Genomic DNA, 20,269 nt, shown 5'->3' with positions numbered 1-20,269 from the left:
TGCTCATTTTATCATTTTCTGGTCGATCTGAACAGTACAATTATTGATATTTATAATTAATATCAATCACTTGAATGTATTTAAGCATCGACTAATTATTCCCTTTGGAGGTTCTGGCTATGTGGCCCTTTATCGCTTTGATGAAAAATCTATGTGCTCGCTCTCAGGCATCGGAAAGAAGCAGGATATTGATGATATGGCGACAAACAGCATGTTGAATTTGCTAGTTCAAGTCTTTGTCCAAAAAATTATAACTTTTTATGAACAACAAGTTAAAGTCAATAGCGGTAAAGCGGAATGCTGATTTATCAAGAAAACTGGTTAACTTCGCCGGAATATGTACTTGTAATACTTGCGCCATTGATTGAAGAAAAGGTGCTGTCGATACAGCATTGTGGCGTGTGAGTTTTTCTGTCCCGGTATTAATGTACAAGAGCAAAGCTTTTGTATGCATTTAGTATTCTTATAGGCTATAAGTTACAATGACTTAAGCCATCTTTCATTAAAAATATAGAGGTCGGATGTATTATTGCAAGACCTGGCACTCGTATTCTCTCGTATTCTTGACACTCGTATTCTCCGTATTCAAAAAACAAGCGCCCCGCAGTACTGATAGAGGCATGAAATCCCGGAGATACGGCATTCCGGGATTTCATGAATGGAATCGATAAAACTTGCGCTATGGGCTGGTCAGTATGGCGCGTCCGTTTAAATCCTGCGCCAGGCGTGCATTATCGCTATAAAAGCTTTTAAACTGCTCGAGTTGCGCTTCGGAAATCGTAATCGGGTCGGCCAGGAGATACCATTGTACGCCTTCGCTGCAAGGCGGCGTAGTTAACGAACCTGCCAGCGTAAAATATTCCAGATTGCTGTGATCCTGTTGCGGCAGGAATGCGGCTGGATCGAGTTGAATGCCGGTATCGTCACTGCGTTCCTCCCCGACAACCGGGGTATTGTCCAGAACGGTCTGGAAGCCCGAATGCGCTTCTCCGAGTTGTATGGCAACCGCCAGCACCGCGATTCTGCCGTCTTCGGTAATGTGCACGAAATGTGCTTCGGCCGGAAAATGCTGACCGTTGATGACATGTTCGCTTGGCTCATGGAAATGAAATTGTATCAGCGGCAGGGTTTCTTCGCCCACTTTCAGTCCGCCGGGATAACCGATAGACGTATTGACCTGTACCGCATGACCGCTGTTGAAAAATGTTATCGTATCGGTGCCATATTCTGCTGCCAGTTGATTCAAGTTCTTGGAAACAAATTGTGCTTCACCCAGATCGACCGGTGACTGGTGCTGCCCGACGCCACATTCCGCATAAGGATAGGATAAAGGCACAGGTAGTGTGACGTCTTCAAGCGCCCACCAGGCAGCCGGGTCGTCATAATCCCAATGGGGTGGGGCCGAAACGGCATGGGCTGCATAGCACAGACAAAACAAGGCGGACAAACTGCTCAAAAAATTTTTTTCCATGATTAACTCCGAAAATATAAAGATGAATTAACAGGTGTGTTTTCTACAGTAATCAATCATCGATGGCTTTTGGTTGTCATCTGAAGCCTGCTGCGGTGCAGTTGAGTCTTGTTGCGTTTCAGGCAACAGCGATTTCAAGCGGGATTGCTGTTTCGTTTCAGCCATAGACTGGTTTTTCTGGGCGGTATCGGCAGCTGCTTTGAATCCGCCTTCCGGCGCGGCAAAACATGACAGACTCACGCCCAGTAATGCGGCAAAAAAAAGTTTGGTAAGCATTTTTTTCCTCTTGAATAAAAAGACGAGAACATACTTCGTTGAGTTGCGTTACAGAATGTAGCATAGGATATGTCAAGAAAACATAAACAGCAGCAGTTTTTACTTCTGGCCTGCCGCATCAATGCGGGTTAGGAGTCGTTCATAAATAACTGTAGCACCTGGATCGCATCTGGCGGGCACACTGCAGCGTTGTTCGTCGTCGCCATAGCCTGGTGCCATGACTCATCCTCCCGCCTTGCATTGCATCCCGCCAGACGCGCCCGATTGTCACGCTTATTTATTCGCGGCTCCTTAGGGGGAATCCATCTCACCGGGTTAGTTATTGGTATGCGGCTTCATGAATAGCATAATCTTGCTGATTATCCTATTTCTTTAAGGCATGACCAGCTAGCGTTTTCCCTAGAGTCCATATTGAACCAGGGACTTTATGTGTTTCAGCAATAGTATGGTCAAAGGCATCCAGAACAGCACGGCAATCCTTATCAGTCAGGTTCAAAGGCGGTAACATTTTGATCACATTCATTCCATGACCCGCAACCTGGCTAAGAATATGATGTTCCTTAAATAGCGGAATAGTTACCATCTGGCAAAATAATCCTTTATTCGCTGTCTCAAGCATAGTCCAGGCGGCTTTTAATGAAATACTTTTAGGAGACTGGAATTCCACTGCGATCATGAGTCCTTTGCCGCGAGCTTCTTTCAAGAATTCGTATTTACTGACCATGGCGTTGATTCCGCTCATGATCATTCTGCCTTTTTCTTCACTGTTTTTTACCAGTGTTTCATCTTCGATCACTTGTAATGTTGCGAGACCGGCGGCCATTGCCAGATTGTTTTTGGAGAAGGTAGAGCCGTGAACAACGGCTCTGTCCATACGGTTGAAGACGGCATCCATGACTTTTTGCGTCATAGCTACTGCGCCAACTGGAACAAATCCGCCAGACAGGGCTTTTGCCATGCAAATCATGTCAGGCTGTACTCCCCAGTGTTCAATGGCCCACAATTTTCCAGTGCGGCCCAGCCCTGTCTGCACCTCATCAGCGACAAATAAAGTGCCGTATTTTTTGCACAGACGCTCAACTTCCGGCAGATAATTGTCATCCGGAATATTGACACCTTTACCCTGAACCGGCTCGACAAGAAATGCAGCCACATTATTTTTGCTTAAAACCTGCTCCAGCGATTCAAGGTCATTAAATGGCACGGAACTGCAACCAGGCAGCAAGGCGCCAAATCCTTCACGAAATATTTTCTCGCCATTTAAGGACAGTGCACCATTCGTTAAACCATGAAAACTGTGCTCGCAAAATACAATGTTTTCTCGTTTGGTAGCATAACGGGCAAATTTTATCGCCGCCTCAACCGATTCTGTGCCGGAGTTACAGAAAAACATTTTGGCCAGATTATCCGGCGTTGTTTCAAGAATTTTTTTAGCCAATAAGCCACTGAGCACTGAAACATCCATTTGCACCAGATTTGGCAGTTCCAGTGTCAAGGTTTCCTGTAATGCTTTGATTACAGCAGGATGGTTGCGTCCAATTGCAAATACACCAAAGCCACTGAGCAGGTCTAGATATTCATTTCCTTCATGATCATACAAATACTGACCGGTTGCTCTTTTGTACAATCGATCATACCCAATGGTTTTCAGCACTTTCACCATTTGATTATTCAAGTACTTCTCATGAAGATCGAGTTTTTCTTGTTGATGTTGATCCAAAAGTGCAGAGATACTGAAAGTCATAAGATTGGTCCGCTAAATTTTGGGGAATGTTCGTGAAAAATTGAAATTTTTAGATTCTGGAAAGAAATAAAGGGTTCAGGTCGACTTTGGAGTCGTTCATAAAAACTGTAGTACCTGGATCGCATCTGGCGGGCACACTGCAGCGTTGTTCGTCGTCGCCATAGCCTGGTGCCATGACTCATCCTCCCGCCTTGCATTGCATTGCATCCCGCCAGACGCGCCCGATTGTCACGCTTATTTATTCGCGGCTCCTTTAGATAGTACTGCTCCGTTTTCTTCTGAACACTCTGCCTTTCTTAACAATTTATTATCCTGTTGTACCCGCGTTATGGCTGCAGCCGCACTTTTATAGTGCCAAGATCAAAATATGCTGCAATTAAAGGACAGCTCATTCCAGCAAGTTTCCCGGCCAGGTACATCGCAATCAGACGCGGCTCATTCTTCTGAACCCGGGCTGGTGCATTCTGTCAGTGCCCGTGTGCGAGTAATCCGACAAGCCAGATCAGCCCGATTCCTGCGAGAATTAGCGTAACCTGCTGTACGGTCGCGCCGATTTCAGGGCGTTTGTGCAGACCCGGGATTAGATCGGACAGGGCAACATAAATCATGCTGGCAGACGCCAGTCCCAGCAACGGCAGAACCAGAAAATCGAGTGTGTTGAGCATAAGGTAAGCGAGCACGCCGCCGAACAGTGTTGCAAAGCTTGATAACAGATTCATCATAAAAGCCATGCGGCGGGTATAACCCGAATTGAGCAGAATGATGAAGTCACCGGCTTCCTGCGGAATTTCATGGGCGATAATCGCGATGGATGTAACGATGCCCAGTTGTATGTCAACCATAAATGCGGCAGCGATCAGGATACCGTCGACAAAATTATGAAAGGTGTCGCCAATCATGATCATCATGCCGCTGCGGCCGTGATCGTGCTCATGTGCATGATAGCTGCTCACCCCTACGGCTGCTGCGGTTGCCACTGCCTGTCCTGCGCCGGTTGCCGGACTGTGCGCTTCGCAGTCTTCCAGATGACAGTGCCGCCATAGCACGAGCTTTTCCAGAATGAAAAACAGTAAAATACCAAACAACACCAGGATGGTAACTTGTGCAGGGTTCTCAGAAAGCTCGAAGGCTTCCGGCAGAATATTCAGAAACGCGGCACCAAGCAGCGCGCCGATTGCAAAGGAAACAAGCTTTGAAACCCAGGCGGTGCGGGTGTTGAGTGTGAGCATGGCTGCCAGTAGCAGGCTCAGTACGCCACCGGTGAAACTGGCAGCTATGATCCAGGAAAGCGTCGACATAAAGTAAAATCGGTTGGAAAGGCGGGATTATACGCCGATGCGCGGGGTGAATGAACCTATTTGGCATATTCGCCGGATTTTTCCATCCAGATCAGCGCCGCCATGCGCCCGGTTTCGCCGTCCCGCCGGTATGAGAAAAAACGTCCCGGATCGCTGTAGGCGCAAACACCACCGCCATAGATACGCGTCACACCAGCGTGCGCCAGGCGATACCGCGCAAGCTGGAAAATATCCGCATGCCATTTGGGTTCAGACTGGCTAGCGGAATCGGCTGGCTCAAACGCCGCGGCGGTCCGCTGATCACTGTCGACAAAAGCCGCTCTGACATCCTCGCCGACTTCAAAATACGCAGGGCCGATCGCAGGACCAAGCCACGCCATCAACGCGTTGCGTTCGGTTTGCATGGCTGCAACGGTTTGTTCGATGATACCGGCTGCAAGTCCGCGCCATCCGGCATGTACAGCACCGACAATCGTTCCTGCGGTATCGCATAACAAAACCGGCAGACAGTCCGCAACCATGATTGCGCAAACGGTATTACTCTCACGGCTTAAAGCTGCATCGCCGGATTCTTCCTGCAGTTGCATGTCACCGTGTTTTATCCAGACATGACGCGCGCCATGCACTTGCCTGAGCCAATGTGGATCACCGGGTAAATATTTGCGCAACAATGCTCTGTTTTTGATAACGTTCTCAGGCGTGTCATGCACATGCATACCCAGATTGAAAGTGGCATGGACGCCATTGCTGAAGCCGCCGGAACGTGTTGTGAACAGGGCCTTGATATGACCGGGCGCCGGCCAGCCGGGGGTTATCAAATCGATCATTAATGTTATTCTGAGTATGGTTTGATCCAATGTGCAATGCATGGTTATAAACATGCAAGCTTGAATTCTGGGTTAGAATATGCGGCTTTGGTTTAACAGATCGTTGAAAAGCTATCGATACTGTCGCTACGGCTTTAAAAACAGGCTCCAAAATGCACATCCTTTGCATAATTATGCATAAACGCCGCTTGTTACCCGGCACAGTAAATGCCTCGCCCTTCAAGCCGGATTTTAGCCGTTCAAAATCTGTCGCCGGCAATTTTGTTATTTGTTGTTGCCTGTTGTATCGACTTGACGGCCGCCTCGGAAATATTTTTCAACGATCTGTTGAACGCTTGCGTATTTCCCTTTAAACAATTATAAAAGATAAGATGTCAAAACAGGTGTACTCAATGAATTATATCGAGAAATTAAAATATTATTTGAAATCTCACATGATTGTGTTGTTAGCGGTCATTATATCGCTACAGGCTGTCGACAGTTTCGCTTATGCACAAAATGCCGCCGGGGTCAGTGCAACGGGACCAGCCGACGACCAAACCGAGTTGATGAAGGCTGCATTTTCGGCCAAAGCTAAAACTGTCAGGGAATTGCTGAATAAAGGCGTGAATCCGGATTTGCAAAATGAAAAAGGGTTTACCCCCCTGATGATTGCATCGCAGTATGGATACGAAGATATTGTAGCTATGCTGCTGGAAAAAGACGCGCATCTGGATATTCAGAATAACGGCGGTGCAACGGCATTGATTCTGGCTGCAAAAAACGATCATGCAAACGTGGTTGACGCATTGCTGGACCAAGGCGCACGCGTGAATCTGCAGACAACCGATGGCATTTCGGCACTGATGCTGGCCGCCCAGAAAGGTTATGAGAACATAGTTGACGCGCTGCTGGCACAAAAAATCAATGTTAACCTTAAAACTGAAGACAACGTCACTGCGTTGATGATTGCGGCTTTGGAGGGAAGGGAATCCATTGTTGAAAAACTGCTGGCGAAAAATGCCAGAATCGATATCCAGGCGTCCGATGGCACCACCGCGCTGTACATGGCTGCACGCAACGGCCACACGGCAATTGTAAACACCCTGCTGGCAAAGAATGCACCAGTTGATCTGGTCGCCGCCAATCAGACGACGCCGCTGCATGTAGCGGCACAAAACGGCTATGCCGGAATCGTCAAGGCGCTGCTCGAAAATGGCGTTTCGATAGACCAGCCAGACCAGAACGGCGCTACGGCATTGACGCTGGCCGCACTGATTGGACAGACGGAAGTCGTTCAGGCACTGCTTGAATCCGGCGCACAGATCAATCATAAAGCCAGAAACGGTTTTACACCCTTGATTCTGGCTGCACAAAACGGGCAGGTCCCGGTCATGCGCGTTTTGCTGGAAGAAGGCGCGCAAGTTGACTTGCAAAATGATGATGGCGTTACTGCGTTGATGTGGGCCGCAATGCATGATCATCTTGAAGCGGTGAAGCTGCTGCTCGAACACGATGCGGATGTATCCATTAAGAGTAAGAGCGGTAAAACTGCGCTGGATATAGCGAGGAACGAGGAAATCATTACATTACTGCAGTCTGCACGTCATTAACCGCCAATTCATGACAGAGCCAAACATATTGCAGCAACAGTCCAGTACTTGCCTGGTTTTTGCGCATCGCGGCGCCAGTGCGCAAGCGATGGAGAATACCCGCGCTGCGTTCGACATGGCGATGCATTATGCGGCAGACGGCATTGAAACCGACGTACAGCTTAGCCGCGATGAAGTGGCGGTACTCTGGCATGACCAGTTTCTCGATAAAATCGGTCTGGCTGGCCAACAGATCGATGACTTCGATTTCGCACAATTGAAAACACTGGATTTTCCGCAAACCGGCGATGAAGGCATACTCACATTGAAAGCATTTTTAAACGATTACCGTCAGCGCTGCCGTTTGCTGATCGAGGTCAAAAATCATGATTGGGAGCCGGTCGTTCGTCATCAAATAAAAATGCGCCAGGTAGCTGATCTCATTGGAATAGCTTCTGGCAGCCGGGCAGATGACCGGATGCTGGTATCGTCATTTAATCTGCCAAGTCTGGTTTATGCTCATCAGCGGGCATCCGGCATTCCGCTGGTCTACAATATCGACGATCACCAGACCGTCAATGACGTGCGGCAGTCATTGCATGACTGTGCGTTTCTGTACGGTTTCTGTCTGCCAATTGCCTTGCTGGATCAGCATCTGGCAGAGCTGCTGCGCACGCATAATAAAAGCATCATCGTGTATACCTGTAATACCGATAATGAAATCGATAAGGCGCTGCGGCTGGATGTCAATATTCTGATCAGCGACGTACCGGACAAAGCGCTTGAAATGCGTGATGCGAGACTCGGTAGCACATGAACAGGAATTCCGAACAGCTAAGCGGTCAGACATTTGATCTGCTGGTGTGCGGTGGCGGGATTTACGGCGCATGGACGGCTTACGATGCAGCGTTGCGCGGCCTGAAGGTTGCGCTGATCGACCAGAACGACTGGGGCAGCGCTACTTCTTCAGCGTCCAGCAAACTGGTGCATGGCGGTTTGCGCTACCTGGAACAATTTGAATTCGGACTGGTGCGAAAAACCCTGACCGAACGCGAAATGCTGATGAAGATTGCACCGCACCGGGTATGGCCGCTGCGTTTCGGCGTGCCGGTGTATGCGCACAGCCGTATCGGCTTGCTGCGTTTGAAGCTGGGCCTGATGACGTATGATTTTCTAGCGGCCGGACAGAAAACCGCGAAACGGCATCGCTATTTCAACAGCCAGGGTTTCAGCGAACGCTTTCCTTTTTTGAACGACCAAACATTAAAAGGCGGTTTTACCTATGCGGACGCGCAAACAGACGATGCGCGGCTGGTGCTGGAATTAGTACAGGGCGCTATCGATGCCGGCGCCGCGTGTGTCAATTATTGCAAACTGACCGGTTTGCTGGAAAACAGCCAGCGGGCAACAGGCGCGAACATTCGGGATGAATTGGCGGACAAAACCCATCAAATTCAGGCGCGGCAGATTGTTAATACTTCCGGACCCTGGATAGCGGCGGACACCCGGCGCCCGGATGATTGCCTGCTGACCCGCGGCATCCATCTGATCATGCCGAATCTTGATTTGAAGGAAGCGCTGCTGCTCACAGCCCGCTCGGACGGGCGCGTTTTTTTTATGATTCCATGGTATGGGCTGACATTGCTCGGAACAACCGACACACCCTACCACGGTTCACTGGATTGCATCGAGGTTGACGCAACGGAAATCGATTATCTGCTGAACGCGGTCAATGATTATCTGTGCGAAAGCTGGTCACGCAGTGACATCATCGGTTGTTTTGCCGGTGTACGCGTGCTCAAGCAGGAAGCGGCAGCCAGCTCAGGTGCATCTCCATCATCGGTCAGCCGGGACTGGGTGTTGAAAACCGCCTCGAATGGCGTTCATTACTCGATCGGCGGCAAATTGACTTCGGCGCGGCAGGACGCTGCGCGAATCGTCGACCGGGTATGTGAAGAACTGAACATTGACGCGAACTGCGCAACCCTGAATCGCATGCTCCCATGGTCGCCGCAAGATACAGAAAAATCAGCCGCACCGATGAACGGCTTTGCCCTGTGGTCCGAAGCTGTGCACGCACGGGCGGTGCAGCTGGGCGTCGATGCAAACAGCGCGCTGTGGCTGATTCGGCGTCACGGCTGCAAGGCCCCGGACATTCTGCAGAGCATCGAGGATCAACCGGCGCTGGCTGCGCGCATCGTTCCCGCGCTGCCGCTGACCGAAGCCGATCTCATGCATTGCGCAGCCGGCGAAATGGTTATGCACCTGGACGACCTGCTGCGCCGCCGGTTGCCGTTATTGATACTGGCAAAACTGACCGAAGCGGATTTGCGACGGATCGGTGACAAGGTTTCTGCAGTGTTGAATTGGAACGAGTCCAGGATTCAGGAAGAAATCGCACGGTGTCAGGTACGGCAGCAGGCAAAGCCCTGATCGAAGCCGACGCCACATTTTCTTAGTCTGTTACTGATATCCAGTACTCTATCCATATGATATTGATGAAAGAGAGAGGCAATCCAGCCAAATCCCCAATAATTCAGCAATGTAACCCATCTATCGATCCAGCCTTGCGTAGATGAACCCATTAGCCATTGACATGTTTCACCATAACAATAACCAGTAACGTGCTGCCGGCTTTCCATCCCGCGCTCCGATAAAAGATCAAGTGAGTTAGCGTCAGACCAAGGAGCCGCGAATAAATAAGTGTGATACTGGGTCGCGTCTGGCGGGATGCAATGCAAGGCGGGAGGATGAGTCATAGCACAAGCTATGGCGGCGACGACGAACAACGCCGCAGTGTGCCCGCCACATACGATCCAGGTGTTACAGTTATTTATGAACGACTCCTAAGTTTTGACTGAATGGCTAATTTTAACTCAAGGGAAGTATACGTATCACCGTTTAGTGCTTATACCTTCAGAAGGTTGCTGCATTTGCAAAATGCAATGATGCTTTTTCAGGTACAAAACCAAAACCGGAATCGAAAAATCAATCGCCTGCGGCATTCCAGGACTATCGCGGCAGCCAATCAGCATTCAAATAAACATGAGCAAAACGCTGGAGCCATATTTAAAATTGATGTCTGTAAAAGAAGCATCAGATTTGTATTTCACAACGGGCGCTCCGCCCAGCACGAAAATTCAGGGCCAACTCATCCCCGTCAGTAAACATATATTACTCCCGGGTATGGTAAAAAAGCTCGCATACGGCATACTCAGCCCAAAAAAGATTGAAGAATTTGAAAGAGAACTGGAAATGGATATTGGCCTGGGTATTCCAAACATTGGCCGCTACCGGATTAATATTTACATGCAGCGCGGCGAAGTTTCGATGGTTATTCGCTACATCAAATCCGAAATACCGAGCATTGAGGCGTTAGGCTTACCTCCTATATTGAAAAAAACCATTCTAAACAAAGCAGGTTTGATTCTTGTTGCTGGCGCAACCGGCTCAGGTAAGTCAAGCGCTTTAGCTGCACTGATTGAGTATCGAAACGCCAACCATGCAGGTCATATTCTGACTATTGAAGATCCAATCGAATTTGTTTTCTCGCATAAGAAATCCATTGTTGGACAACGTGAAATCGGACTCGATACGCATTCTTATAAAAATGCCCTTCGGGCAGCCATGCGAGAGGCACCCGATCTGATCATGATTGGTGAAATACGTGACGCTGATACCATGGAAGCAGGTATCACCTATGCCGATACGGGGCACTTATGTGTAAGTACGCTGCATGCCGTTAACGCGAATCAGGCGCTGGATAGAATCACCAATCTATTTCCTGCCAAACAACAAAACAAAATACTAATGGATCTGGCACTCAATTTACGGGCCATTGTTTCTCTGCGGTTAGTCAACAAAATAGACGGCGGACGTATCGCTGCCGTCGAACTCATGTTAAATACACCTTACATTGCCGAACTCATTCGCCAGGGCAATTTCCATGAAATCAAAGACAGTATGGAAAAAGGCGCGCAACAAGGCATGCTGTCATTCGACCAGGCGTTATTTGATCTATATAAACAGGATAAGATAGAACTCGAGGAAGCGCTTAACAATGCAGATTCTAGAACCAATCTGGAATGGAAAATCAATTTTGGAAGCGGCGAACATCATGATACGAAAAGTGATAACAAAAAAATTAGCGCATCTTCCGGTTTTCCGGATGCCGATATTCACTTTCAGACTCAACAAGACAAGACCACACGGGATAAGGAAGACAGCCTGCCCGTATTGGACGCGCCCACGTTGGATAATGAAGTTCAGTAGGATGCTATATGCACTCGTAAACTTTGCCAAAGTTACAATGACTGATGACACATCCGAGGGTTACCCATTGTCACTTCAGGCCCGTTATTATCACGAAATACAAAACACTCTCAAGCACTCATAAGCGCATCATTGCGTAATTTATCCCCAGAATGTATAAATTTATAGCCGCACTTACCCTGCTCTACCGGATAGTCAAATCTATTTCAAGAGACTGCAATGGCGACAGCGATTAAATCCCATGCCGCGTACCCGAGAATATGCACATGACAAACCATGCATTGTATCTGGCAGGCATCATTCAAAAAAATCGCCATTTTCCAATTCCAAAATTGCTAAAAAAGCAATAATTTTGAACCCAACCGAATCAACCCCTAAATTAACGCCATTCTCTACTTTCACGCATTTTCCAAATCGCCAGGCTGGCCGCAAGATGTCGGGACAACTTACAGTTCGTTGCATGCTTTATTGCTCTTAATTATTAATTGATTGATATATAAAGATAAATTAAATTTGGAATAAAAATTGCTTGATAAACGGTATACAAGCAGTATCGGATACAGTGTTTGCGGCGCGTGCGCAGCAACCGCGCTTTTGCAGTTGCGTTACTCGGGATTGATATTTCCAATAATATTTTTCTGGCCAGCGGTTTGATCTTGCGGTGATTTTGCAGGATATGACTTAGCATTACTGCGTCAGTTAATCATTGCGGAGGGTTTTGTGATGAACAAGGAAGTTAGTGTTGAAAACAATGAAAACGATATGGCCGATGGCCTGGCGCCGGACAGCAGGATTGTCGAAATTATTAATAGAATTGAGCTGGCCAAAAACGAGCGCGGCGATTATGAAACCGCGTTCTTAAAGCAGGTTTCGTAGCCAAAGAACAATATAAAAAAGGGCAATCTTTGCCTGTAGCTGGAACCAGAATGACAGGGTCCATATTCAAGAACAGGAATTCTTGATCATGGACCTGGCTCTATCTTCGTGTGAAACTGGCGCGTGCCAGCAGGTATCAATAGACAGAATTATGGAACGCTTGGAAAGAATAGAAAACCGGCTTGACCTGAGAAATGAGACTTGATTGAGTTATTCTATTTATTGCAAAATTTGATAGTAGGCGTCTATGTAAATGTTGCAATGAAAGACCTGTATCATCTCGGCCCGGGTACCATCTTGTTGATACCAACAAGGATCGCATGACGCTGGTTACCGAAAAACGCATAAGCTATTTACCGGTGCTGGAAAGCGATCGGGTCGTCGGACTGATATCCATCGGGGATCTGGTCAAGGATGCGATCTCGGAGCATCAGTTCATCATTCACCAGCTGGAGCGTTATATTTACAGTCCCGGCGTTTAGGTTAAAGCGCACCAGCGCCGGATGAATGCATACAAAGCGCGCAGCATGCCGATGAGCGTCAACAACCAGACCAGCCAGGCAAATCCGATCCAGTGCCGGGCAAGCGTACCGGCGAAGTCGAAACCCGACGCCTGCATCAGCGCGACCAGCCCTGCCGCATACATGCCCATGGGAAATACTCTGCTCCATGCTGTAGGGACGTAAGCGTGACCGGTTTTGCCGAACGCCAGCCTCAACCATGGGAACAGTCTTATCCACAGCGGTGCCGGTTCCGCGCTGCCGGTATGGGTGAATTTGCGGTAATCCATGTATGCCAGATAAGGAATCCATGCCGTGGCGATCATCCCCGCTGCGGCAGTCATTCCCAGAACGATTTCCCGCAGGTTTTCCCAGTCGGATAAAGGTGGGTCGAGTAATACTAATTTTGAGCCGGCCAATGTGATGATTGCCACCGCACCCATGCAAATCCAATACGGCGCTTCCCAGTTATCCACTTGAAACGCCCCGAAAAACAGGTGATACACCAGAATGCCGATCACAACGATATAGCTGGCAACGCCGAGCAACCAAAATCCGGCGGCAATACACAGCGCAAAAGTGTTGAACAGGTTCAGCGCATCCATCAGGCCGACACCCAGCAGTGAAATTGAAGCCGTGCTGACGGCTATCAGTAAACCGGTGCCGTCAATCATGTCAGGCAAATTGTTTTTCGGCATAATAAACAGATTGCGCAAAATAAACCGCATGCCGACCAACCAACCGGTCAGTGCGACAAACCAGAGCAAAACGGCGACAAAAACGGCTACAGGAGCGACATTCAGGAAAACCACAAGCTGCATGCCAACGGTATTGGTACCGACCACGAAAGTCAGGAAAAGCAGCGAACGCCTGAGCACACCGAGTTCCGCGATGACTGTCGGCATAAAAAACACGATCCGTATCAGCAGGATAGCGCACAGCACTGCATAAAAAACCAGATTCAGTATAAAAAGCGATTGTGCTATAGCGGACAAATCAAGCGCGTCCAGCGCGATTGACACGATACCGGTCGCCATGACCATGGCAAAATATGCCGGGTTACTATTTTTTATGGCGTCTTGAACAGGCCACAGGGTCAGGTCCATAAATCAAGGAGGTGTTCAAAGTGTCACAAAACAGTACCTGGTCTTGTAAAACGACACACATAGTAATCTACTATTTTGTGTCTAATGATTAGGCTTATTGATGTCATGCGCGATGATAGTCAGGCCAATCAGTAAAATTACTAATGCCGCCACAACAAACCAAACCATTATTCTTCCTTCAATGCTTTAAAACGTTGCAGTGCCGCACGATTTACCCAGACGACCATCATGATCAGCGCAATTACGCCGATGAAACCAAAAATAACGAGAATCTTCAGGGTATTATCATAACTCTGAGCAAGCCAAGCCACAAGCGATACATCAATAGTCACGAATAAAACAAATACAACTTTTAATCATCCGGTCTCTTCTTTTATACGGTCAATTTTCGGCATTTACTCAAATTAGCATTTCATGCTTGGAAGCCTACATCATTGCCTCTAAAGTTACAACTCCAGCTCCCCCCACATCGCATCCACCTTCTGTTTAACCGCCTCATCCATCTCAATCGGCGTTCCCCATTCGCGGCTGGTTTCGCCCGGCCATTTGTTGGTCGCATCCAGTCCCATTTTTCCGCCGAGGCCGGAGATCGGGCTGGCGAAGTCGAGGTAGTCGATCGGAGTGTTTTCGACGATAAGCGTATCGCGCGCAGGATCGACGCGGGTGGTGATGGCCCAGATGACTTCTTTCCAGTCGCGGATGTTAACGTCGTCGTCGGTGACGATGATAAATTTGGTGTACATGAACTGGCGCAGGAAGCTCCAGACGCCGAACATGACGCGCTTGCTGTGCCCGGCGTACTGTTTTTTCATGCTGACCACTGCCATGCGGTACGAGCAGCCTTCGGGCGGCAGGTAGAAATCGGTGATCTCGGGGAATTGTTTTTGCAGCAACGGCACGAAGACTTCATTCAACGCCACGCCGAGAATCGCGGGTTCGTCGGGCGGCTTGCCGGTATAGGTGGAATGATAGACCGGATCGCGGCGCATGGTGACGCGCGCAATGGTGAACACCGGAAAGGTCTCCTGTTCGTTGTAATAACCCGTATGGTCGCCGTACGGTCCTTCGAGCGCGGTTTCATCGGGATAGATCGCGCCTTCAAGTACGATTTCAGCGCTGGCGGGTACTTGCAGATCGTTGCCGATGCATTTGATCACTTCGGTTTTGGAACCGCGCAACAGCCCGGCAAACTGGTATTCGCTCAGGGTATCGGGCACCGGAGTTACCGCGCCGAGTATCGTGGCCGGATCCGCGCCCAGCGCAACGGCTACGGGATAAGGCTGGCCGGGGTTTTTCAGGCAGAATTCGCGGAAATCGAGCGCACCGCCGCGATGTGCGAGCCAGCGCATGATGATTTTATTCGGGGCGATCACCTGCTGGCGGTAAATGCCGAGATTCTGACGGGTTTTGTTCGGCCCGCGCGTGACCGTCAGCCCCCAGGTGATCAATGGCGCAACGTCGCCCGGCCAGCAGGTTTGTATGGGTATCCTGCTGAGATCAACATCGCTGCCTTCCCAGACGATCTCCTGACACGGCGCACTGCGCAACACTTTGGGCGCCATGTTCAACACCTGCTTCAATACCGGCAGTTTTTCCCAGGCGTCTTTCAGACCTTTCGGCGGATCGGGTTCTTTCAGGTAAGCCAGCAGCTTGCCAACCTCGCGCAACGCTTCGACCGATACCTGCCCCATACCCATCGCAACCCGTTTGGGTGTGCCAAACAGATTGCCGAGCACCGGTATGGCGTGGCCTTTGGGGTTCTCGAACAATACCGCAGGGCCTTCGGCCTTGAGGATGCGGTCGCAGATTTCAGTCATTTCGAGCCGCGGATCAACTTCTACCGGGATACGTTTGAGCTCGCCGATGGCTTCGAGTTGTGCGATAAAATCACGCAGGTCTTTATATTTCATATGATAGCTACCGCATCAAAAAATCCAGCGCAATACCGATAAACACCACCATGCCGACATAATTGTTGTGCAAAAACGCCTTGAAGCACAGTGCCCGGTCACGGTTGCGGATCAGCGTGTATTGATAACCGATAAGCCCTGCAGCAACCATCAGTCCCGCGTAATAGGCCATACCCATTGTCTGCAGTTGCCCGATATAAATCATGAGGGCGATAAACACGGCATGGCAGGTGATCACACCTGCAACATCAAAACGCCCGAACGTAATCGCCGATGTTTTGATGCCGATTTTTAGATCATCCGGTTTGTCCACAATCGCATACGCGGTGTCATACGCGACGACCCAGAACAGGTTGGCCAGCATCAATAGCCAGATAATCGAAGGCAATGCGCTGGTCTGCGCGGCATATGCCATCGGAATGCCGAAGCTGAACGTAATACCGAGATACGCCTGCGGCATGGCGAAAAACCGTTTGGTAAACGGATATGACGCCGCCAGAAACAATGCAGGCACCGAAAGCGCTATCGTCAACAGATTGAGCGGCAGAATCAGTATGAACGCGACCAGGCTCAAACCCGCGGCGAGCAGCAGTGCTTCTTTCGAGCCAACCTGTCCCGCGGCCATTGGACGGTTTTTGGTGCGCTCCACATGCGGATCGATTTTGCGGTCGGCGAAATCATTCATCACGCAACCGGCTGAACGCATCAAAATGGTGCCCATGACAAAAATCGCCAGAATATGCCAATCGGGAAAACCCTGAGCCGCAAACCACAACCCCCATAACATCGGCCACAACAGCAGCAGAATGCCGATGGGTTTGTCCAGCCGCATCAGACGCGCATAAAGCACAAGCCGCCCCGGTTGTTCCGGTGAATCAGAAGCCATCACGTTGTCAAATTCAAAATATCAGGTAAAAACACCTCGGTTACCAGAATGGACTGTCCCCGCAATGTAAACAGCGAGCGCCGCGCCCACAGGTGGGGCGGATTGTCCGTCGTCAGATGCAGAATTGCCCGGTCGTACAGAAAATGACCGCTGCTGACTTTTTTAAACTCAAGCGGCATACGCTTGACTCCGGGGTTGGTGAACAGCATGCTGCCAAGCGACCGGTTGCCCAGGCCATGCAGCGTACGCCACGCCCCGCGCAAATCCTTGTGCGGCACAATCGAATGCGCAAAAACGACCGGCTTGTCGCAGCAATATAAATATACTTCCCGCACCAGCGCCAGCTCGTACGGACGCAGCTTCATTTTAATCCATTCATCGCCATAGACGCGTGCGAGCTCCTGGAATACCGGTTCCACATAAAACCGCGCGCAGCGATCCTGGATGCGGCGTGTCAACGAGCCGCGGTACTGCAGCCATTCGCGTATTTCAGGAGAAACAGCGCTTAATGCCGGAAGCCATGCCTGGGGGTGCGCGGTGCTAATATTTGCCACAATAATCGATCAAGCTGCTGCGAACGATGAAAGGATTCAAAAGAAATAAAATGGATCAAGAATGTACGGTACGGATTTTACCAGCTGGTCAACCAAACAAACAGGTGCCGGAAAGCTACGCATTATACAACAGTCTGCACAGGCATTGACAGAACACGCCTTTGCAACGCGTTGCACCGCTTTCCACCCTGACCATACGGCAGTCGAAAGCAATTGGATAATTGCTCAAACACGCAGATATTCAGTCTTGCCGCCCAGCCAGCGCTGAATATGACGCTGCGCCGATTCAGGATAAACGTTCAGCATCTCATCGGCCACAGACTGCGCCGCAGTCAATAACGCGCCGTCCTGCTCCAGATCGGCAAAACGCAACATCGGCATGCCGCTCTGGCGCGCGCCCAGAAATTCGCCCGGTCCGCGCAAATGCAAATCCTGACGCGCAATTTCGAAACCGTCCGTGTGTTCGAAAATTATTTTCAACCGTTTGCGCGCTATTGCCGACAAAGGCTGCTGATACAGCAGGATGCAAACGCTGGCACCCGTACCGCGGCCTACGCGTCCGCGCAACTGATGCAGTTGAGACAACCCCATGCGTTCTGCATTTTCGATCACCATCAGCGACGCATTCGGTACATCCACACCGACCTCAATCACAGTTGTCGCTACCAGCAATTGAATTTCACCCTGTTTAAACCGCGTCATCATGCCCGCTTTTTCCTGCGCCGGCAACCGCCCGTGCACCAGGCCGACGTTCAAATCCGCAAAAATTTTGCACAGTGTTTCATACGTTTCCATTGCCGTTTGCAATTGCAGCGTTTCGGATTCTTCAATCAACGGACACACCCAGTACACCTGTTTTCCCTGACGGCAGGCCTGCAAAATACGCGCAACAACTTCACGTCGCCGGTTATCGGCCACCAGCTTGGTCACCACAGGCGATCTGCCCGGCGGCAGTTCATCGATAATCGACACATCGAGATCGGCAAAATAGCTCATCGACAGTGTGCGCGGAATCGGTGTCGCGCTCATCATCAGTTGATGCGGTACGAGGCCGGATTCTTGCTGCATGCCCTTCATGCGCAAAGCCAGACGCTGATGTACGCCAAACCGGTGCTGCTCGTCTATGATAGCCAGCCCCAACCGGTAAAAGCCGACCTGTTCCTGAAACAGCGCGTGCGTACCCACAGCGAGCATCGCCGCGCCGGATTCGATTGCGGCGAGAACCGGTTGCCTGTCTTTTTTTTTCTGGCCGCCTGACAACCAGGCCACCTGTATTCCCAGCGGCGCAAACCAGAGGGACAATTTCTGGAAATGCTGCTCGGCCAGGATCTCGGTCGGCGCCATCATGGCGGTCTGATAGCCGTTTTCAATCGCCTGCAACGCAGCGATTGCCGCCACAATTGTCTTGCCGCTGCCGACATCGCCCTGCAACAGCCGCTGCATCGGATGTTGCGACGCCAGATCGCGGCCGATTTCGGCCGCCACTTTTTCCTGAGCCGCTGTCAGCTTGAAATCCAGCTGCCCCAGAAACCGGTCGTGCAGCGCATGCTTATGTTTTTGACCCAGCTGCGGTGCTGTACGGCTGCGCCGCTGGCGGTAATGCAGCCGCATCGAAAGCTGCTGCGCCAGCAATTCATCGAATTTGATCCGTTGCCATGCCGGATACATGCGCGACTGCAATAAATCCACCGGTGTTTCCGGTGGTGGATGGTGTAAAGCAAGAATACTGCTTCTGAATTCCGGCAACCGGTATTGGCGGATGATTTTCTCGGGCAGCGTTTCATCCAGCAATCCGGGTTGTTGCAAATGATTCAATACCTGATGAGTCAGTTTTGCCAGTGTTTTTTGCGGCAATCCTGCGGTAACAGCATAAACGGGGGTCATGGCAGCCGCCAGCGGTTCGTTTTCCTGAACAATCCGGCATTTCGGATGAACCATTTCCGCACCAAAAAAACCGTGGCGGATTTCACCGAGCAAGCGCACCCGTTTCCCGACGGCATACGCTTTGACCTGACTGCCGTAAAAATTCAGCAGGCGCATGCACAGCGACCCGCTGCGGTCTTCTATGCGGCAAACCAGCTGACGTCTGGGTTTCAGAACCACTTCATTATGAGTAATCACACCCTCAATTTGAACGGCTCTACCCTGCGGTGCATGATCGATGGGAAATACATGCGTTTCGTCTTCATAACGGATTGGCAAATGCAGCACCAGATCCATTGCATTGTGAATACCCAGTCGCGCCAGCTTCTCCTGCATCTTTGGACTGACCGCCAGCGCAGCCTCGCCAGGTACGGAAGTGCTGCTATCCATATTCGAAAACTAACTTGCTATGCGCCGATCACCATGATCGCATCCATTTCAACCAGCGCGCCACGCGGCAGCGCTTTGACACCGATGGCCGCACGCGCCGGGTAGGGCTGATCGAGATAGCTTGCCATGATTTCATTCACCAGACTGAAATGTTCGAGGTCGGTCAGAAAAATATTCAATTTAACAATATCGTTCAGGTTGCCGCCGCTGGCGGCGGCAACTGCTTTCAGATTAAGAAACACCTGCTGTATCTGCGCCTCAATACCGTTGACCATTTGCATTGTCGTCGCATCCAGTCCGATCTGTCCCGACAGGTAAACCGTCTCGCCACCACTGACCTTAACCGCCTGCGAATAGGTACCAATCGCCTGAGGTGCCTGCTGTGTCTGAATTATTTCTTTGCTCATCATTACCATCTCCTGCCATTCAAAACGTTCGAGTATAATTGATTAAAGCCAGCTTGCCATCATCGAACCGCAACCGTCACCCCCTGCGCATCCAGGCTGATGACGCCGAGATTGTCTGTATTGACAGGCAGCAAACAAATCTGGATGAAAGACATATCTAGCCGTGCGCCCATTCTTCGAAAGTATCTATTGTTGATACTAACGAAGCTTGAGCATGTTTGGAATGCATTCCGGTCATCAGAAGTGGTGATGAATAGA

At 50.1% G+C, this 20,269-nt stretch carries 22 protein-coding genes; 7 read left to right on the top strand and 15 right to left on the bottom strand.

Going from position 1 to position 20,269, the window contains the following annotated elements; all coding sequences use genetic code 11:
* Positions 1-70 precede the first annotated feature (70 nt).
* Complete coding sequence (locus tag BMY60_RS15475; protein WP_143057442.1) at positions 71-304, top strand: hypothetical protein; 234 nt, start codon at positions 71-73, stop codon at positions 302-304.
* A 375-nt stretch (positions 305-679) separates the two neighbouring features.
* Here the strand turns inward: BMY60_RS15475 and BMY60_RS12205 are convergent, their stop codons facing one another.
* The 6 genes from BMY60_RS12205 to pgeF all read right to left on the bottom strand — a co-directional run bounded on the left by BMY60_RS12205 (position 680) and on the right by pgeF (position 5,646).
* Positions 680-1,471: a carbonic anhydrase gene (locus tag BMY60_RS12205; RefSeq protein ID WP_090333964.1), complete on the bottom strand. Its 792-nt coding sequence runs from the start codon at positions 1,469-1,471 to the stop codon at positions 680-682.
* Positions 1,472-1,498: 27 nt separating this feature from the next.
* Positions 1,499-1,747, bottom strand: coding sequence for a hypothetical protein (locus BMY60_RS12200; RefSeq protein WP_090333963.1), 249 nt, complete (start codon positions 1,745-1,747; stop codon positions 1,499-1,501).
* A gap of 364 nt (positions 1,748-2,111) precedes the next feature.
* Positions 2,112-3,491: an aspartate aminotransferase family protein gene (locus BMY60_RS12195; RefSeq protein WP_090333961.1), complete on the bottom strand. Its 1,380-nt coding sequence runs from the start codon at positions 3,489-3,491 to the stop codon at positions 2,112-2,114.
* A gap of 49 nt (positions 3,492-3,540) precedes the next feature.
* Positions 3,541-3,666 carry a hypothetical protein gene (locus BMY60_RS16350; RefSeq protein ID WP_256250822.1) on the bottom strand — a complete coding sequence of 42 codons (126 nt, stop codon included), beginning with the start codon at positions 3,664-3,666 and terminating at the stop codon, positions 3,541-3,543.
* A gap of 292 nt (positions 3,667-3,958) precedes the next feature.
* Positions 3,959-4,789, bottom strand: coding sequence for a ZIP family metal transporter (locus tag BMY60_RS12190; RefSeq protein WP_090333960.1), 831 nt, complete (start codon positions 4,787-4,789; stop codon positions 3,959-3,961).
* Between the two features lie 56 nt (positions 4,790-4,845).
* Positions 4,846-5,646 (bottom strand): peptidoglycan editing factor PgeF, encoded by an 801-nt coding sequence (gene pgeF / locus BMY60_RS12185; protein WP_371264213.1) that lies wholly within the window; start codon positions 5,644-5,646, stop codon positions 4,846-4,848.
* Between the two features lie 362 nt (positions 5,647-6,008).
* Here pgeF and BMY60_RS12180 point away from each other — a divergent pair, with 362 nt between their 5' ends.
* Genes BMY60_RS12180 through BMY60_RS12170 form a run of 3 tightly spaced genes read left to right on the top strand, consistent with a single transcriptional unit; the run spans position 6,009 to position 9,620 of the window.
* A complete protein-coding gene (locus BMY60_RS12180; protein ID WP_256250821.1) occupies positions 6,009-7,208 on the top strand; it encodes an ankyrin repeat domain-containing protein in 1,200 nt (399 codons plus the stop codon).
* 10 nt (positions 7,209-7,218) lie between these two features.
* Positions 7,219-8,004 carry a glycerophosphodiester phosphodiesterase gene (locus BMY60_RS12175; RefSeq protein WP_090333958.1) on the top strand — a complete coding sequence of 262 codons (786 nt, stop codon included), beginning with the start codon at positions 7,219-7,221 and terminating at the stop codon, positions 8,002-8,004.
* Positions 8,001-9,620 carry a glycerol-3-phosphate dehydrogenase/oxidase gene (locus BMY60_RS12170; RefSeq protein WP_090333956.1) on the top strand — a complete coding sequence of 540 codons (1,620 nt, stop codon included), beginning with the start codon at positions 8,001-8,003 and terminating at the stop codon, positions 9,618-9,620. Before BMY60_RS12175 ends, BMY60_RS12170 begins: the two co-directional genes overlap by 4 nt.
* On the opposite strand, the gene BMY60_RS15470 is transcribed toward BMY60_RS12170, so the two are convergent.
* Positions 9,593-9,829, bottom strand: a complete 237-nt coding sequence (locus BMY60_RS15470; RefSeq protein WP_143057441.1) for a hypothetical protein — start codon at positions 9,827-9,829, stop codon at positions 9,593-9,595. The genes BMY60_RS12170 and BMY60_RS15470 overlap by 28 nt on opposite strands.
* 403 nt (positions 9,830-10,232) lie before the next feature.
* Between BMY60_RS15470 and BMY60_RS12165 the strand changes: the two genes are divergently transcribed.
* From BMY60_RS12165 to BMY60_RS15465, 3 genes are all read left to right on the top strand, one after another.
* Positions 10,233-11,459 (top strand): PilT/PilU family type 4a pilus ATPase, encoded by a 1,227-nt coding sequence (locus BMY60_RS12165; RefSeq protein ID WP_090333955.1) that lies wholly within the window; start codon positions 10,233-10,235, stop codon positions 11,457-11,459.
* Positions 11,460-12,182: 723 nt separating this feature from the next.
* Positions 12,183-12,335 carry a hypothetical protein gene (locus BMY60_RS15815; RefSeq protein ID WP_177166667.1) on the top strand — a complete coding sequence of 51 codons (153 nt, stop codon included), beginning with the start codon at positions 12,183-12,185 and terminating at the stop codon, positions 12,333-12,335.
* Positions 12,336-12,655: 320 nt separating this feature from the next.
* Positions 12,656-12,817: a CBS domain-containing protein gene (locus BMY60_RS15465; RefSeq protein ID WP_143057440.1), complete on the top strand. Its 162-nt coding sequence runs from the start codon at positions 12,656-12,658 to the stop codon at positions 12,815-12,817.
* On the opposite strand, the gene BMY60_RS12155 is transcribed toward BMY60_RS15465, so the two are convergent.
* The 8 genes from BMY60_RS12155 to BMY60_RS16055 form a co-directional block, all read right to left on the bottom strand.
* Complete coding sequence (locus BMY60_RS12155; protein WP_090333952.1) at positions 12,814-13,941, bottom strand: tellurite resistance/C4-dicarboxylate transporter family protein; 1,128 nt, start codon at positions 13,939-13,941, stop codon at positions 12,814-12,816. The two genes, BMY60_RS15465 and BMY60_RS12155, sit on opposite strands and share 4 nt — an antisense overlap.
* Before the next feature lie 167 nt (positions 13,942-14,108).
* Positions 14,109-14,273 carry a hypothetical protein gene (locus BMY60_RS15810; RefSeq protein ID WP_177166666.1) on the bottom strand — a complete coding sequence of 55 codons (165 nt, stop codon included), beginning with the start codon at positions 14,271-14,273 and terminating at the stop codon, positions 14,109-14,111.
* 114 nt (positions 14,274-14,387) lie between these two features.
* Positions 14,388-15,851, bottom strand: coding sequence for a 4-hydroxy-3-polyprenylbenzoate decarboxylase (ubiD, locus tag BMY60_RS12150; RefSeq protein ID WP_090333951.1), 1,464 nt, complete (start codon positions 15,849-15,851; stop codon positions 14,388-14,390).
* Positions 15,852-15,858: 7 nt separating this feature from the next.
* Positions 15,859-16,737 carry a 4-hydroxybenzoate octaprenyltransferase gene (gene ubiA, locus BMY60_RS12145; protein ID WP_090333949.1) on the bottom strand — a complete coding sequence of 293 codons (879 nt, stop codon included), beginning with the start codon at positions 16,735-16,737 and terminating at the stop codon, positions 15,859-15,861.
* Entirely contained in the window at positions 16,737-17,291 is a 555-nt protein-coding gene (locus tag BMY60_RS12140; protein ID WP_371264212.1) for a chorismate--pyruvate lyase family protein, read from the bottom strand. The genes ubiA and BMY60_RS12140 overlap by 1 nt, the downstream gene beginning before the upstream one ends.
* A 225-nt stretch (positions 17,292-17,516) precedes the next feature.
* Positions 17,517-19,604 carry an ATP-dependent DNA helicase RecG gene (gene recG, locus BMY60_RS12135; RefSeq protein ID WP_090333947.1) on the bottom strand — a complete coding sequence of 696 codons (2,088 nt, stop codon included), beginning with the start codon at positions 19,602-19,604 and terminating at the stop codon, positions 17,517-17,519.
* Between the two features lie 17 nt (positions 19,605-19,621).
* Complete coding sequence (locus tag BMY60_RS12130) at positions 19,622-20,011, bottom strand: Rid family detoxifying hydrolase (RefSeq protein WP_090333945.1); 390 nt, start codon at positions 20,009-20,011, stop codon at positions 19,622-19,624.
* Between the two features lie 59 nt (positions 20,012-20,070).
* Positions 20,071-20,269, bottom strand: a 199-nt coding sequence (locus BMY60_RS16055) for a hypothetical protein (protein ID WP_218141695.1), incomplete at its 5' end; no start/stop codon positions are given.

It is taken from the genome of Nitrosomonas sp. Nm51 (assembly GCF_900111165.1).
GTDB lineage: Bacteria > Pseudomonadota > Gammaproteobacteria > Burkholderiales > Nitrosomonadaceae > Nitrosomonas.
This window is presented reverse-complemented; position numbering and strand designations above follow the sequence as displayed.

Coding starts and splice junctions, on each gene's coding strand:
- BMY60_RS12175 (WP_090333958.1), top strand. CDS start 7,219: ATGACAGAGCCAAACATATTGCAGCAACAGTCCAGTACTTGCCTGGTT.
- recG (WP_090333947.1), bottom strand. CDS start 19,604: ATGGATAGCAGCACTTCCGTACCTGGCGAGGCTGCGCTGGCGGTCAGT.
- ubiA (WP_090333949.1), bottom strand. CDS start 16,737: ATGGCTTCTGATTCACCGGAACAACCGGGGCGGCTTGTGCTTTATGCG.
- BMY60_RS12190 (WP_090333960.1), bottom strand. CDS start 4,789: ATGTCGACGCTTTCCTGGATCATAGCTGCCAGTTTCACCGGTGGCGTA.
- BMY60_RS12155 (WP_090333952.1), bottom strand. CDS start 13,941: ATGGACCTGACCCTGTGGCCTGTTCAAGACGCCATAAAAAATAGTAAC.
- BMY60_RS12180 (WP_256250821.1), top strand. CDS start 6,009: ATGAATTATATCGAGAAATTAAAATATTATTTGAAATCTCACATGATT.
- BMY60_RS15815 (WP_177166667.1), top strand. CDS start 12,183: ATGAACAAGGAAGTTAGTGTTGAAAACAATGAAAACGATATGGCCGAT.
- BMY60_RS12200 (WP_090333963.1), bottom strand. CDS start 1,747: ATGCTTACCAAACTTTTTTTTGCCGCATTACTGGGCGTGAGTCTGTCA.
- BMY60_RS12170 (WP_090333956.1), top strand. CDS start 8,001: ATGAACAGGAATTCCGAACAGCTAAGCGGTCAGACATTTGATCTGCTG.
- BMY60_RS15465 (WP_143057440.1), top strand. CDS start 12,656: ATGACGCTGGTTACCGAAAAACGCATAAGCTATTTACCGGTGCTGGAA.
- BMY60_RS12195 (WP_090333961.1), bottom strand. CDS start 3,491: ATGACTTTCAGTATCTCTGCACTTTTGGATCAACATCAACAAGAAAAA.
- BMY60_RS12130 (WP_090333945.1), bottom strand. CDS start 20,011: ATGAGCAAAGAAATAATTCAGACACAGCAGGCACCTCAGGCGATTGGT.
- ubiD (WP_090333951.1), bottom strand. CDS start 15,851: ATGAAATATAAAGACCTGCGTGATTTTATCGCACAACTCGAAGCCATC.
- BMY60_RS12205 (WP_090333964.1), bottom strand. CDS start 1,471: ATGGAAAAAAATTTTTTGAGCAGTTTGTCCGCCTTGTTTTGTCTGTGC.
- BMY60_RS15470 (WP_143057441.1), bottom strand. CDS start 9,829: ATGGAAAGCCGGCAGCACGTTACTGGTTATTGTTATGGTGAAACATGT.
- BMY60_RS16350 (WP_256250822.1), bottom strand. CDS start 3,666: ATGGCACCAGGCTATGGCGACGACGAACAACGCTGCAGTGTGCCCGCC.
- BMY60_RS12165 (WP_090333955.1), top strand. CDS start 10,233: ATGAGCAAAACGCTGGAGCCATATTTAAAATTGATGTCTGTAAAAGAA.